Annotated in this window: 15 protein-coding genes; 12 read left to right on the forward strand and 3 right to left on the reverse strand. The window is 65.1% G+C overall.

Annotated features, from left to right (window positions below):
- The first annotated feature begins 35 nt into the window (after positions 1–35).
- The 3 genes from DSM43276_RS05900 to DSM43276_RS05910 all read left to right on the forward strand — a co-directional run bounded on the left by DSM43276_RS05900 (position 36) and on the right by DSM43276_RS05910 (position 3,137).
- Positions 36–1,829 carry an ABC transporter family substrate-binding protein gene (locus DSM43276_RS05900; protein WP_078329520.1) on the forward strand — a complete coding sequence of 598 codons (1,794 nt, stop codon included), beginning with the start codon at positions 36–38 and terminating at the stop codon, positions 1,827–1,829.
- A gap of 11 nt (positions 1,830–1,840) precedes the next feature.
- Positions 1,841–2,662, forward strand: coding sequence for an N-acetyl-1-D-myo-inositol-2-amino-2-deoxy-alpha-D-glucopyranoside deacetylase (gene mshB / locus DSM43276_RS05905; RefSeq protein ID WP_078329552.1), 822 nt, complete (start codon positions 1,841–1,843; stop codon positions 2,660–2,662).
- A 139-nt stretch (positions 2,663–2,801) separates the two neighbouring features.
- Complete coding sequence (locus tag DSM43276_RS05910) at positions 2,802–3,137, forward strand: hypothetical protein (RefSeq protein ID WP_078329521.1); 336 nt, start codon at positions 2,802–2,804, stop codon at positions 3,135–3,137.
- A gap of 28 nt (positions 3,138–3,165) precedes the next feature.
- On the opposite strand, the gene DSM43276_RS05915 is transcribed toward DSM43276_RS05910, so the two are convergent.
- The gene (locus DSM43276_RS05915; RefSeq protein WP_078329522.1) at positions 3,166–3,927 is read right to left on the reverse strand and encodes an O-methyltransferase; all 762 of its coding nucleotides are present in this window, start codon (positions 3,925–3,927) and stop codon (positions 3,166–3,168) included.
- Positions 3,928–4,044: 117 nt separating this feature from the next.
- On the opposite strand from DSM43276_RS05915, the gene DSM43276_RS05920 reads away from it, so the two are divergent.
- The 6 genes from DSM43276_RS05920 to DSM43276_RS05945 all read left to right on the forward strand — a co-directional run bounded on the left by DSM43276_RS05920 (position 4,045) and on the right by DSM43276_RS05945 (position 9,051).
- A complete protein-coding gene (locus DSM43276_RS05920) occupies positions 4,045–6,651 on the forward strand; it encodes a bifunctional FO biosynthesis protein CofGH (protein WP_211196712.1) in 2,607 nt (868 codons plus the stop codon).
- Positions 6,652–6,707: 56 nt separating this feature from the next.
- On the forward strand, positions 6,708–7,151 hold the full coding sequence (locus DSM43276_RS05925) for a hypothetical protein (RefSeq protein ID WP_078329524.1): 444 nt from the start codon (positions 6,708–6,710) through the stop codon (positions 7,149–7,151).
- Between the two features lie 80 nt (positions 7,152–7,231).
- On the forward strand, positions 7,232–7,870 hold the full coding sequence (locus DSM43276_RS05930; protein WP_078329553.1) for an MspA family porin: 639 nt from the start codon (positions 7,232–7,234) through the stop codon (positions 7,868–7,870).
- Between the two features lie 2 nt (positions 7,871–7,872).
- The gene (locus DSM43276_RS05935) at positions 7,873–8,169 is read left to right on the forward strand and encodes a hypothetical protein (RefSeq protein WP_169053041.1); all 297 of its coding nucleotides are present in this window, start codon (positions 7,873–7,875) and stop codon (positions 8,167–8,169) included.
- The gene (locus DSM43276_RS05940) at positions 8,166–8,468 is read left to right on the forward strand and encodes a hypothetical protein (protein ID WP_078329526.1); all 303 of its coding nucleotides are present in this window, start codon (positions 8,166–8,168) and stop codon (positions 8,466–8,468) included. The genes DSM43276_RS05935 and DSM43276_RS05940 overlap by 4 nt, the downstream gene beginning before the upstream one ends.
- A 136-nt stretch (positions 8,469–8,604) precedes the next feature.
- Entirely contained in the window at positions 8,605–9,051 is a 447-nt protein-coding gene (locus tag DSM43276_RS05945; RefSeq protein WP_136628997.1) for a superantigen-like protein SSL4, read from the forward strand.
- Between the two features lie 12 nt (positions 9,052–9,063).
- Here the strand turns inward: DSM43276_RS05945 and DSM43276_RS05950 are convergent, their stop codons facing one another.
- Together DSM43276_RS05950 and DSM43276_RS05955 are read right to left on the reverse strand one after the other, a co-directional pair.
- A complete protein-coding gene (locus tag DSM43276_RS05950) occupies positions 9,064–11,094 on the reverse strand; it encodes an NADPH-dependent 2,4-dienoyl-CoA reductase (RefSeq protein WP_078329528.1) in 2,031 nt (676 codons plus the stop codon).
- Positions 11,087–11,641 carry a PadR family transcriptional regulator gene (locus DSM43276_RS05955; RefSeq protein WP_078329529.1) on the reverse strand — a complete coding sequence of 185 codons (555 nt, stop codon included), beginning with the start codon at positions 11,639–11,641 and terminating at the stop codon, positions 11,087–11,089. Before DSM43276_RS05955 ends, DSM43276_RS05950 begins: the two co-directional genes overlap by 8 nt.
- A gap of 143 nt (positions 11,642–11,784) precedes the next feature.
- Here DSM43276_RS05955 and fdxA (DSM43276_RS05960) point away from each other — a divergent pair, with 143 nt between their 5' ends.
- From fdxA (DSM43276_RS05960) to dapC, 3 genes are all read left to right on the forward strand, one after another.
- A complete protein-coding gene (fdxA, locus tag DSM43276_RS05960; RefSeq protein WP_078329530.1) occupies positions 11,785–12,102 on the forward strand; it encodes a ferredoxin in 318 nt (105 codons plus the stop codon).
- Positions 12,103–12,267: 165 nt separating this feature from the next.
- Positions 12,268–12,594, forward strand: a complete 327-nt coding sequence (fdxA, locus tag DSM43276_RS05965; protein ID WP_078289378.1) for a ferredoxin — start codon at positions 12,268–12,270, stop codon at positions 12,592–12,594.
- A 35-nt stretch (positions 12,595–12,629) separates the two neighbouring features.
- A complete protein-coding gene (gene dapC, locus DSM43276_RS05970) occupies positions 12,630–13,718 on the forward strand; it encodes a succinyldiaminopimelate transaminase (protein ID WP_078329554.1) in 1,089 nt (362 codons plus the stop codon).
- Positions 13,719–13,729: the final 11 nt, after the last annotated feature.

Below are 13,729 nucleotides of genomic sequence, written 5' to 3' on the forward strand. Positions count from 1 at the left end.
CAGGTGCCCGTGACGGGTAACTAAGGTTGGTCCTCATGCCTACCGAGATCCCGCGCCTTCGTCTGTGCGCAGTGCTTGGTGTGGTGCTTCTGGCCGGGTGCTCCGTCAGCGCGCCCCCGGCCGTGCAGGGCAGCGAGACGACCAGCTCGACGACGCCGCCACCGCCCAGGAAAGAGCAGATCGTGGTCGGGATCGACTCGATCGGTGCCGGGTTCAACCCGCACTTGCTGTCCGATCAGTCGCCGGTGAACTCCGCGATCAGCTCGCTGGTGCTGCCCAGCGCGTTCCGGCCGATACCCGACTCGGCGACCACCACCGGCTCGCGCTGGGAGCTGGACCCGACCCTGCTGGTTTCCGCCGAGGAGACCAGCCAGGAACCCTTCACCGTCACCTACACGATCCGTCCCGAGGCGCAGTGGACCGATAACGCACCTATCGGCGCCGATGACTTCTCGTACCTGTGGCAACAGATGCTCATTCAGCCCGGGACCGTCGACCCGGCGGGCTACGGAAGCATCACCGATGTGCAGTCCCGTGATGGCGGTAAGCGCGTGGTCGTCACGTTTGACCACAAGTACCCGGCGTGGCGCGAGCTGTTCACCGACCTGCTGCCCGCGCACATCGTGAAGGACATCCCCGGTGGGTTCGCCTCCGGGCTGATCAAGTCGATGCCTGCCTCCGGGGGGCGTTTCCGGGTCGACGCGATTGACCCCCAGCGTGACGAGATTCTGCTGGCACGCAACGACCGGTACTGGGCGACACCCGCGGTTCCCGACGAGATCCTGTTCCGTCGTGCGGGCGTCCCCACGGTGCTGGCGGACTCCATTCGCAATGGGGACACCCAGGTGGCTCAGGTGCATGGCAGCGCGGTGACCTTCGCTCAGCTGTCCAACATTCCCGGGGTGCGCACCGCGCGCATTGTCGCACCACGCACCCTGCAGCTGACCCTGCGTGCCAGGCAGCCGGCGCTCAGCGATTCCAAGGTGCGTCGCGGACTGCTCGGGCTGCTCGATGTCGGGCTGCTGGCGGCGGTGGCCGCGGGCAACGACAACGCCGTCACCCTGGCCGCGGCGCAGGTGCGTTCTCCGTCGGATCCCGGATACAAGCCCACCGCGCCCACCGCTCTCACCCGAGACGCGGCCCTCGCGTTGTTCACGGAGGCCGGGTATGAGGCCGTCGAGGTGACGCCATCGCCCGGTGCGCCGGCGGGTCCACCGCAGATCACCCGGGACGGCGAGCCACTAAGTCTGGTCATCGGCGCGGCCTCCAACGATCCGACTTCGGTGGCCGTCGCCAACACCGCCGCCGACCAACTGCGCAATGCGGGGGTGCGAGCCACCGTCGCCGCGCTCGATCCACCCACGCTGTATGGCCAGGCGATTCCGGACGGTCGCGTGGACGCCATCGTCGGCTGGCATCAGTCCGGCGGTGATCTGGCCACCGTGCTGGCCTCCCGGTATGGCTGCCCGGCACTGCAAGCGGGCAGGGTGCCCGATACCCGCACCACCACACCCCCTCCGCCGCCGGCGAGCAATACGCCCTCGCCGCCGTCGAGGGAAGAATCCGTCCGTGCCCCAAGCAATCTCACCGGGTTATGCGATGAGGGACTGCAGGCCAGCATCGACGCGGCGTTGACCGGACAGGCCGATGTGGGCAAGGTCGTCGATCAGGCCGAGCCCCAATTGTGGAAGATGGCAACAGTTTTGCCGATCATGCAGGACACCACCATCGCCGCGGCCGGACCCAGCGTGAGGAACGTCGAGCTGGCCGGCGCGGTGCCGGTGGGTATCGTCGCCACGGCAGGAGAGTGGAAGAAAACGCGCCCATGACCCGACGACTCATGCTGGTCCACGCTCACCCCGACGATGAATCTCTCACGACCGGAGGAACCATCGCGCGGTATGCCGCCGAAGGTGCCGATGTCCGGGTTGTCACCTGCACGCTCGGGGAGGAAGGCGAGGTGATCGGCGATCGCTGGGAACAGCTCGCCGTTGATCACGCCGATCAGCTCGGTGGATACCGGATCGCCGAATTATCCAGTGCGCTAAGTCACCTGGGCGTCGATCGGCCCACCTTCCTCGGCGGTGCGGGGCACTGGCGTGACTCCGGCATGGCCGACACCGGGCCGCTGCACCCTCGGGCGTTCGCGGGCGCCAATGTGGACGACGCGGCGGCGGTGTTGGCCGAGCTGATTGACGAACACCGCCCGCATGTCGTCGTCACCTATGACCCCTTCGGGGGATACGGGCACCCTGATCACATCCAGGCACACACGGTGACCACCGCTGCCGTGGAGAAGGCTTCCTGGAAGGTGGCCAAGCTGTACTGGACCGTCATCGCGACCAGTGCACTCAGCGCGGGACTCGCGGCCATGACGCAGCTCCCGCCGGGATGTGAACCGGCGCCCATCGATCTCATACCCACCTTTGCCGACGAGCAGATCAGCGCCGCCATCGACGTATCGGCCTACCACGGCGCCAAGGCGGCGGCGCTGCGCGCGCACGCCACCCAGCTCACGGTCTCCGAGGACGGGACCTCGCTGGCGCTGTCGAACATGATCGCGTTGCCCATCGCGGACACCGAGCATTTTGTCCTGGTGCGAGGTGTGCCCGGCGTCGACACCGGATGGGAATCCGATCTGTTCGCCGGGGTGGAGTTGTAAGCTCGATTCATGCCACCCGATCAAGACCAGGATCCCAACCAGCAGCACTGGCAAGACCGGCTGGACAACTTCCAATGGGTCGTCGGCTCACTCGTGGCCCAGCTCGACTCTGTCCCCATCTAGACGCCTGAACGGTTTCGTGCGCGCGTTCGTGCTGTCCGCGCTCGTCGTCGACGGCATCATCAGCGCCATCCTCGGCGCTGCCCTGCTCAATACGCGCTTCGGCGGGGTTCTCGTTCCACTCGGGCTCATCATCAGCGCCGTCCTCAACGCGGTGCTGGTGTGGTGCGCTACGCAGTGGGCGCCGTCGTCGCGATGGGCGGGTGCACCGCTGTGGGCCTTCGTGGCGACCACGACAGTGCTCTTGTTCGGTGGGCCCGGCGGCGATGTGGTCTTCGCAGGCTTGTGGCCCGTGCTGCTGATGGTGCTCGGCGTGCTGCCCGCGGCGTATGTCTTGCGCCGCGCGAACGACTAGCCCAGGCCGACGGTCTTCGCGCAGGCGCTCATCCCAGATACTCCGATTCGAGAACCAGGTCCTTCACCAGGGTCTGGTATTCGACATGGGTCTCGTGCTCGACGGTCTGCCAGAGCTTGCCCTGCTGCTCCTTCATGTATGCGCGGTACTTGGGGGAGCCGGGGAATCCGACGTTATCGGCGACGACGATCGTGCCCGGATGCAGCCAGCCCCGTTCCAGCAGCCGCTGTAGGTCATCGAGGTAGACGTCCTTCCAGTGGTCGATGAACACGAAGTCCAGACATCCCGCGGTGAATCCGTAGTCCTTGGCCAGTGTGTCCAGGGTGGTTCCGTCATCAACCGTGCCGGTGAGGCAGGTGGTGCGGTCCGACAGCCCGGCGTGCGCCCATACCCGGCGAGCCACCGAGGCGTTGGCCCCCGACTTCTCAATGGAGAAGAACTTGGCGCCGGGAGCCGCACGCGCGATCCGTAGGCCGCTGTAGCCGCAGTACGCACCCAGCTCCAAGGCGATCTTGGGGTTGGCGCGTGTGACGGCGGCATCGAGCAGCCGGCCCTTCTCGTCGCCGACATTCATCAGGATCGATTGGTCGTACGCGAAATTGTCGATGGCATCGATCGCGGCGTCGACATCCCCGGCCGGGGCGGTCGCGATCACGTACTCAGCGGTGGCCTCTTCGCGGCCATCGCCCATCTGACCGGTGCGCATGACGTTCAAACCACCGAACACCGCACGCAGAAACGAATACCGCAGAAACGGAAGTTTCTGCTTGAGGGTTCTCGTAAGACTCACGAAGATCAGCCTAGCGATCCCAGGTGTTTCTGCAGCGTGACCCCGTTGATGAACCCCCGAGTGGTCGGGCTTTTGGAACGGGCGGATGATCTGAGGGTGACCGACGGTTGTACAAATGTGCCCGACGACCTAACGCCGCTGCCAAATCCTGTCTTTCCCGCGCCGAAAGCGGCGTCGTCCGCATCGGATGCCCGGCGAGCGGGCGGCTCATCGCCGGCGCTGCGGCGGGTGCTGCGTCGTGCGCGCGACGGGGTGACGTTGAACGTCGATGAGGCCGCGCTCGCGCTCACCGCGCGTGGAGACGATCTCGCCGATTTGATGGCCAGCGCCGCGCGGGTGCGTGATGCCGGGCTGGAATCGGCCGGGCGCCTCGGCGCGACCGGGCGTCTGCCGATCTCCTATTCGCGCAAGGTATTCATCCCGATCACCCATCTGTGCCGCGACAAGTGCCATTACTGCACGTTTGTGACGGTTCCGGGGAAGCTGCGGGCACAGGGCCAGGGCATGTATTTGGAGCCCGACGAGATTCTGGACATCGCTCGCCGCGGTGCAGAATTGGGTTGCAAAGAGGCCTTGTTCACGCTGGGGGACAGGCCCGAGGACCGCTGGCCGGAGGCCAAGCAGTGGCTCGATGAGCGCGGCTATGACACCACGCTGGACTATGTGCGGGCGATGGCGATCCGGGTCTTGGAGGAGACAGGTCTGCTTCCACATCTGAATCCGGGAGTGATGAGCTGGTCGGAGCTGGCGCGGCTCAAGCCGGTGGCGCCGTCGATGGGCATGATGCTGGAAACCACGTCGCGACGATTGTTCGAGGATCGCGGCGAGGCGCATTACGGCAGCCCCGACAAAGACCCCGCCGTGCGGCTGCGGACCCTGACGGACGCGGGCCGGCTGTCGATCCCGTTCACCACGGGTCTGTTGGTGGGGATCGGTGAGAATCTGACCGAGCGTGCGGAGACCATTCACGCGATCCGCAAGGTGCACAAGGAATTCGGGCACGTCCAGGAAGTAATCGTGCAGAACTTCCGTGCCAAATCGGATACCGCTATGAAGGCGGCGCCGGATGCCGACATCGACGAATTCTTGGCGACGATCGCGGTGACGCGTCTGGTGCTGGGCCCCAAGATGCGGGTGCAGGCGCCGCCAAACCTGGTGTCGCGCAGCGAGTGCTTGGCCCTGATCGGCGCCGGTGTGGATGACTGGGGCGGGGTGTCGCCGCTGACCCCCGATCACGTGAATCCCGAACGGCCATGGCCCAATGTGGACGATTTGGCGTCGGTGACTGCCGAGGCCGGATATGAGCTGGTGCAACGCCTCACGGCGCAACCGCAGTACGTGCAGGCCGGGTCTGCGTGGATCGATCCACGGGTGCGTGGGCATGTGGAGGCCCTGGCCGACCCGGAGACCGGTTTTGCCCTGGATGTTTCGCCGACCGGATCGCCCTGGCAGGAGCCCGACGAGACGTGGGAGTCGACCGGCCGGGTAGATCTGCACGCGGCGATCGACTCGGAGGGCCGTAACACCGATACCCGTAGCGATCTGGCGAGCGCCTTCGGGGATTGGGAGTCCATCCGCGAGCATGTTCGTGAACTGAACGCGCGGGCTCCGGAGAAGGTGAGCTCCGACGTGTTGGCGGCTCTGCGCTCTGCCGAGCGGGATCCGGCCGGATGCAGCGACGACGAGTATCTAGCGCTGGCGACCGCCGAGGGGCCCGCGATGGAGGCCCTTGCCGCACTGGCTGATTCGATCCGTGCGGATGTGGTCGGCGATGACGTCACGTATGTGGTGAACCGGAACATCAACTTCACCAACATCTGCTACACGGGCTGCCGTTTCTGCGCCTTCGCGCAGCGCAAGGGCGATGCCGATGCCTTCTCACTGTCGGCCGAGGAGGTGGGTGACCGGGCGTGGGAGGCATATGTCGCCGGTGCCACCGAGGTCTGCATGCAGGGCGGTATTGACCCGGAGCTGCCCGCAACCGGGTACGCGGATCTCGTGCGCGCCATCAAGAAGCGGGTGCCCAGCATGCACGTGCACGCCTTCAGCCCGATGGAGATCGTCAATGGCGCCTCCAAGGGCGGTCAGAGCGTCCGCGAATGGTTGACCGAGCTGCGTGCCGCGGGTCTGGACACCATCCCGGGCACCGCTGCCGAGATCCTCGACGACGAGATTCGGTGGGTGCTCACCAAGGGCAAGCTGCCGGCATCCGAATGGATCGATGTCATCAGCACCGCACACGAGGTGGGGCTGCGCTCCAGCTCAACCATGATGTACGGGCACGTCGATACGCCCAAGCACTGGGTGGGACATCTGCGGGTCCTCGCCGGAATTCAGGACCGCACAGGCGGGTTCACCGAGTTTGTACCGCTGCCGTTCGTGCACCAGAGCGCCCCGCTGTACCTGGCGGGTGCCGCGCGCCCCGGGCCGACCAACCGGGACAATCGCGCGGTGCACGCGCTGGCGCGCATCATGTTGCACGGGCGTATCCACAACATCCAGACCAGCTGGGTCAAGCTCGGTATCGATGGCACGCGGGCCATGCTCGAAGGCGGCGCCAATGATCTCGGCGGCACCCTCATGGAGGAGACCATCTCCCGGATGGCCGGCTCCGAACACGGATCCGCCAAGACCATTGCCGAACTGGAGGAGATCGCCGAAGGCATCGGACGGCCCGCGGTGGAACGCACCACGACGTACTCGCGGCGGCCGTCCGCCGCGTAGGGCAGGTGTGGATTTCGGCTGTGGGCTGCCGCTGATGGCGGTAGCCTCGTGCCCTGATGACCAGTAACCCGCCCGACGAGGAGTCGATGCCGCCGACGACCCAGCGGCCATTGGATCCGCCCGCGTCCGCATACTCCGAGGCGGATGATTCCGAGATTTCCGTCGGTAATCGCTCATGGCGCTGGGTGTGGATCGTCTGCGCGGTTGCGGGCGTGGCCATTGCGGTGGCGCTGGTCCTAGCCCTGCTGGAGGTCGACAAGGCCGAGGAGCCGGCGACACCGGCCCCGGCGACGTCGACAACCGAACATCCTTCTGCGCCAAGTAGTTTGGTGCCGGTAGCGCCGCCGCCCCAGACGGTGATCAGTACCGTCATCGAAACCACGGTGGTGGTGGAGACGCCCGCGCCGGTAGCGCCGCCTGAGGTGGTGCCGACGCGTCCGGAGGAGGGGCGGCTGTGCCACGAGTTGCACCCGCGCCGGGATTGCGAGGGGTACCGGTAAGTTGACGGTCTCTGTCCGCACCTGACTGACTGGATGGCGCTGGGTTAACTCCGGTGTTCGGTTTGGGCATCGTGATGTGCGTGATTGCCCGACTCATAGCGACAAGTTTGATCGTTGCCATGCTTGGGCTCCTGGCAGCCGTCCCGGCTACCGCAGAGCCGAGAGAAATGGCGCCACAGTCGTATTCGCGGACTACTCGGGATGGCTGGCAGCTGCAGATTCGGCTCGAGAATGAACGCGTTAACCCGGTGCCCAATCTGGCGTCGGCAACCAACTCGCGCGAGGCATTCATCACCCTCTCGGGCACCGCGACCGCGACCGGCGGCACCAACCCCATCACCGACAGCCTCTTCGTCATCGGATATCAGCTCGGTTGCCAGTCCGATGTGTCCTCGGGATTGCAGCTGGGCGGGTCAGCAGGTATCGCGCCGTCGGTAAGCCTTGGGGTGGCGCCCACGCCGTCGGTAGGAGTCGGTGGTAGTGCGGGCGTCAGCGGATTTGTGCAGACCGTGGTGCAGCCGGGCGTCATCGTCAACCTGCCGATGGCCAATATGGTGCTCTCTCATGGTGGTACGGGTGCGCTGGACTTGGACAACGTGCACGTAAAGGCCGACGCCTGCGGTGGCGATGTGACGATCCGTTCGTTCGCATCGTTGCGCGCATCGACCGAGACCGGCCACACCGAGTTCGCGATCTACGGCGACCCGATCAAGATCTGATGATGAAATTCGTCTGTGCCGCAACGATCTTGATGTGCTCGCTAGGTGCGGCGCCGGTGGCCCTGGCGGACCCGCCGCCGGTTAACCCGATGCCTGCCGTACCCGTGGCAGTACCCGGTGGGACGCCCAACTATGCGGCCACTGCCTCACAGCCACCCTTCGGATTGTCCCCGGCATCGCCGCGCGGAGCTCGGATCTCCGCCGGCGTCGATTCCGGGTACACCGCCCGCATCGGTGCCGGGATGACCGCCGGGCAGTTGGAGGACCCTCGCGGCATGACCGAAGGAGCAATACCGTGATCAGAACACTTTGTGTAGTAACGATTGTCGTGGGACTTGCGGTCGGTCTCGCCGTGCCCGCCACGGCGGCACCGCCGCCGCCGAACCCGGCGCCCTACAACCCGGTCTTTGTGCCCGGTCAGCTGCCCGCGCTGCGACCGTCGCGCGGTACTCAACTACCGGTGCTGATGTCGGGCCCGTCACGTGGTCCCAGGATTTCGGCCGGTGTGGATGGCGTCGCGGTGCCGGGTGGAGTGAAACCGGGTGTCGGGGTGGGAGACGGGAAGTTGGAAAGCCCGACCGGCGCGCCGCCGCGGTAACTCGCCCGCACGGCGCCCAAGTATTTGGCAGCTGCATCCCAGCGGTACTTCAGATTCGCTCGCTACCATCGCGGGCATCCGGCGCCATCGGCTCGGTATGTGATCGAGCGATGACAGCCACGGAGGTGCCGACGGAATGCCGCCACGCGAGCCCGCCAATACCGAAGAGACGATGCGGGCCTGGGGAATGTCGGGTGATGCCGGAGAGGACCCCACCCGATTGATTCCGGTTGTCCCACAGTCCGGTGGTCATGCTCGGCAGGTGTGGATCATCGGCGTGACCGTGGCTGCCGGTGTGGCCGTGCTGATTGCTCTGGGCTTTCTGCTTCTTGGTCCGCAGAAAGCAACGACGCCGCCACTCGTCCCTATCACCTCGACGACGACGCCTTCGGTGTCGCCGTCCCCATCAGCTGCGCCGACGGAGACTGTTACGGAGACGGTTACGGCAACGACCTACGTCCCGGTCCCGGCGATCACGCCCACAACCGACGCACCGCCCAGCAGCACGCCGGCGGACCCGAGCCATGTCTGGAGGACGTGTCGCCAGATGCATCCGCACCGTTGGTGTAACGGGTATCGGTAGCCGACCAAGCAGTTACAGCTTGGCGGCGAGCTCGGTGCCCTGCCTGATGGCGCGCTTGGCATCGAGCTCGCCGGCCAGTGCCGCACCACCGATCACATGGGCACTGATGCCCGCCTCCTTGAGCACGTCGTCGAGATCGCGCACCGACTCCTGGCCGGCACAGATCACCACGTTGTCGACCTCGAGCACTCGCGGGTCCTTGCGCTCCTCGCCGAAGGTGATGTGCAGCCCGGCGTCATCGATCTTTTCGTAGTTGACGCCCGCCAGCTCCGTGACCTTCTTGGCCTTCAACGATGCGCGATGCACCCAGCCCGTGGTCTTGCCGAGCCCCTTGCCGAGTGAGCCCTTCTTGCGTTGGCACAGGTAGACCTCCCGAACCGGCGGAGCGGGAATGGGTTTGGTGAGCGAACCCCGGGACTCGTGATCCTCGGAGATGCCCCACTCGGCGCGCCATTCCTTGAGGTTGAGTGTCGGTGACTCGTCGATGATCAAGAACTCCGACACGTCGAAGCCGATGCCTCCGGCGCCCACGACGGCCACGCGCTTACCGACGGGCTTACCGCCCTTGATGACATCCGGGTAGGACAGCACCATCGGGTGGTCGATACCGGGGATGGCGGGCACCCGGGGCTTGACGCCGGTGGCCAGGATGACGTGGTCGAACTTGCCGTCGATCAGTTCCTGCGCGTCCACCTTCTTGTTCAAAAGCACTGTGACGCTGTGCTTCTTGAGCATCGTGGTGTAGTACCGAATGGTCTCGTTGAACTCCTCCTTGCCGGGGATTCTGCGTGCCATATCGAACTGGCCGCCGATCTCGGCGTTGGCCTCGAACAGCACCACCTTGTGCCCGCGCTGTGCCGCGGTGACGGCCGCCGACAGTCCGGCAGGTCCGGCACCGACGACGGCGATTTTCTTGGTATGCCGGGTCGGGAGCAGTTGGAGCGTCGTCTCGTGCCCGGCCCGAGGGTTGAGCAGGCAGCTGGCCTTTTTGTTCACGAACGAGTGGTCCAGGCAAGCCTGGTTGCACGCGATGCAGGTGTTGATCTCATCGGCGTGATCCGCTGAGGCCTTGTTCACCCAGTCCGGGTCGGCCAGCAGCGGACGGGCCATCGAAATCAGCTGGACCTGGCCGTCGTTGAGGATCTGTTCGCCCGATTGCGGCATGTTGATCCGGTTGGATGCCATCACCGGGATGCGGACTTCTTGGGCGATCTTGTTGGACAGATCGACGAAGGCGTTCTGCGGCACCGAGGTGACGATGGTGGGTACGCGCGCCTCATGCCAGCCGATTCCGGTGTTGATGATCGTCGCGCCGGCCGCCTCGATTTCCTTGGCCAGGGCCACGATCTCGTCCCAGGTCTGGCCGTCGGGCACGTAATCGGCCATGGAGAGCCGGTAGCAGATGATGAAGTCGGGGCCCACGGCCTCGCGAACCGCCTTGACCACCTCGACGGGCAATCTGCGTCGGTTCTCCGGGCTGCCGCCGAATTCGTCGGAGCGGTTGTTGGTGTACGGCGCGAGAAACTGGTTGATGAAATAACCTTCGCTGCCCATGATTTCGACACCGTCGTAGCCCGCCTTCTTGGCCATCTTGGCGCTGTGGGCCCAGTCGTCGATGGTCTGCCACACACCCTTGGTGCTGAGCTTGCGCGGCTTGAAGGGGGTGATCGGGGACTTCTTGGCCGAGGCACTCACCGAAAACGGGTGGTACCCATAGCGTCCCGCATGTAGCAGCTGCACGATGATCTTGCCGCCATTTTTGTGCACGGCGTTCGTGACGATGCGATGCCGGTACGCCTCAAGGGATGTGGTCAGTTTTCCGGCGAGGGGCTTGAGCCAGGCAGTGCGGTTGATGGCGTATCCGCCGGTGATGATCATGCCTACCCCGCCCTTGGCGCGCTCGGCGAAGTAAGCGGCCAATGCCGGGGTGTCCCAGGGAAAGTCCTCCAGGCCGGCATGCATGGATCCCATGACGACTCGGTTCTTGAGCGTGGTGAAGCCAAGATCCAAGGGGGACAGCAGGGTTGGATATGGATTACTCATGATTCTCGCTTTCAGTCCGGGCTGGGGACAAGGAAGTGATCATTTCGTCGCACCAATCGGTGAAGCCCTCCTCCATGCGGACACCTCCGCGTAGGACGAGATATTGGTGCAGGGCCGCGCCGGTGAGCTGATTCGGAGCGGGAAACTGGCGCTTTTCCATTTCGCGGTAGTTGTCGAGCATGACGGCGTGGATGTTGCGTTGGACGCGGATGTGTTCGACCACCATGTTGATGTCGCCGTAGGTGCCCGCGCGGATCTTGAGGGCCAGATCGCGCATATCGGTGCCCTCGGCGCTGTTGACCCATCGGGATAACTCGCGATAGCCGAGCTCGGCAACGGTGTAGACCTTCTTGGCCGGTCGCCCTTCTTGGTCGACGACCTGACAGTGCAGCCAGCTGTCGTCTTCCATGCGGCGCAAAGTCCGGTAGATCTGCTGGTGGGTGGCGCTGTAGAAGTACCCGATCGAGCGATCGAATCGGCTCGTGAGCTCGTAACCTGACCCGTTCTGCTCGGCCAGGGACAACAGGATCGCGTGGGTAAGTGCCACGGCAGCATGCTGACACGAAACGGGACCCCTATGCAACTTGTTGCAGTGCAACAGTCTGCATAGCGCGTCCAGTTACATGTTGCTACAAGTAACTGTAACTGGTAGAAACGTGTAATTGGCCGGAGTGCACCAGGGGGTTTCCCGTGACGTATGTGATCGCCGAACCGTGTGTTGACGTGATGGACAAGGCGTGTGTCGAGGAGTGCCCGGTCGATTGCATCTATGAGGGTGCTCGCACGATGTACATCCATCCGGATGAGTGCACGGATTGCACTGCATGCGAACCGGTTTGCCCGGTGGAGGCGATTTTCTACGAGGACGATGTGCCCGAGGAATGGAGCGGCTACGTGCGGGCGAACGCCGACTTCTTCGACGGGCTCGATTCGCGGGTCAGCGCGCGCAGGACCGGGAAGATCGATCGTGATGTACCGCTGGTTGCCCAACTTGCGCCCAGGGGCTGAGCGCGCCTGCTAGACGCCAAGTCGCGTTAAACCTAAGCTAAAATAACTGTTACCGACGGAAACGGCTAGATTGCCCCGGCGAGTTAGGACAGCCTGTGTCAAAAGGCGCGTCTGGGGACCGGAATACTGGCGGCAACGCAGGAACTGGACATCGAGGAGAGCTTCGTGACCTACACGATCGCGGAACCGTGCGTCGACGTTATGGACAAGGCATGTATCGAAGAATGCCCCGTCGACTGCATCTATGAGGGTGGGCGCATGCTCTACATCCACCCCGACGAATGTGTGGACTGCGGTGCTTGCGAGCCGGTATGCCCCGTGGAGGCCATCTTCTATGAGGACGATGTGCCGGATCAGTGGACCGGTTACATCCAGGGCAACGCCGACTTCTTCGTGGACCTGGGCTCGCCCGGCGGTGCCGCGAAGGTCGGCAAGACCGAGTACGACCCGCCGTCGGTCAAGGAGCTTCCGCCCATGGGTGAAGGACACTGAGTTCGCCGTCTGAGTCGCGACTGCGCATGTCGGCTGTGTCGTCTCGGCTGCCGGAGTTTCCGTGGGACACCATCGCCGATGCCAAGGCGACGGCTGCGGCGCACCCCGAAGGAATCGTTGACCTTTCGGTCGGTACCCCTGTGGACAGCGTGGCACCGCTGATTCGCGATGCGCTCGCCGCGGGCAGCGACCTTCCGGGATATCCGGCGACCGCCGGCACACCCGCATTGCGGCAGGCAATCCGCGACGCGGTGTCGCGGCGCTACGGCATCGTTGCGCCTGCCGACAATGCCGTGTTGCCGGTCATCGGCACCAAGGAGCTCATCGCGTGGCTGCCGACCCTGCTGGGGTTGGGCGCCGATGATCTGATCGTCATCCCCGAATTGGCATACCCCACCTATGAAGTGGGCGCACGGCTGGCCGGTGTACCGACGGTCCGGGCGGACTCGCTGACACAGTTGGGGCCGCAGCGCCCTTCCGTGATCTACCTCAATTCGCCCAGCAATCCGACGGGCGCGGTACTCCCGGTCGAGCATCTGCGCAAGGTCGTCGAGTGGGCGCGCGAGCGCGGCGCCCTCGTGGTTTCCGATGAGTGCTACCTGGGCCTGGGGTGGGACGCGGAGCCGGTGTCGGTGCTTGATCCTCGGGTCTGCGATGGCGATACCGCCGGGTTGTTGGCCGTGCACTCGCTGTCCAAGACGTCGTCGCTGGCGGGATATCGGGCCGGGTTCGTGCTGGGTGACGCATCCGTGGTCGGTGAGCTGCTCGCGGTGCGCAAGCATGCGGGGATGATGGTGCCGGGGCCGGTGCAGGCGGCGATGACCGCCGCGCTGAGCGAGGATGATCATCAGCGCGACCAGCGCGCACGCTATGAGAGTCGCCGCGGCAGGCTCTCGAAGGCTTTGACCGGCAATGGATTCCGAATCGACCACTCCGAGGCGGGCCTGTACCTCTGGGCCACCCGGGGTGGCTCCTGTGATGACGCGCTGGCATATCTGGCGCAGCGCGGGATTCTGGTGGCACCCGGACGGTTCTACGGACCGCGTGGCAAGGAACATGTGCGGGTGGCCCTCACCGCCACCGATGAGCGCATCGACGCCGCTGTCGCGCGGCTTATCGACTAGTCGCACTGAGC

Origin of the sequence: Mycobacteroides salmoniphilum (genome assembly GCF_004924335.1) — a bacterium.
GTDB classification, from domain to species: Bacteria; Actinomycetota; Actinomycetes; order Mycobacteriales; family Mycobacteriaceae; genus Mycobacterium; species Mycobacterium salmoniphilum.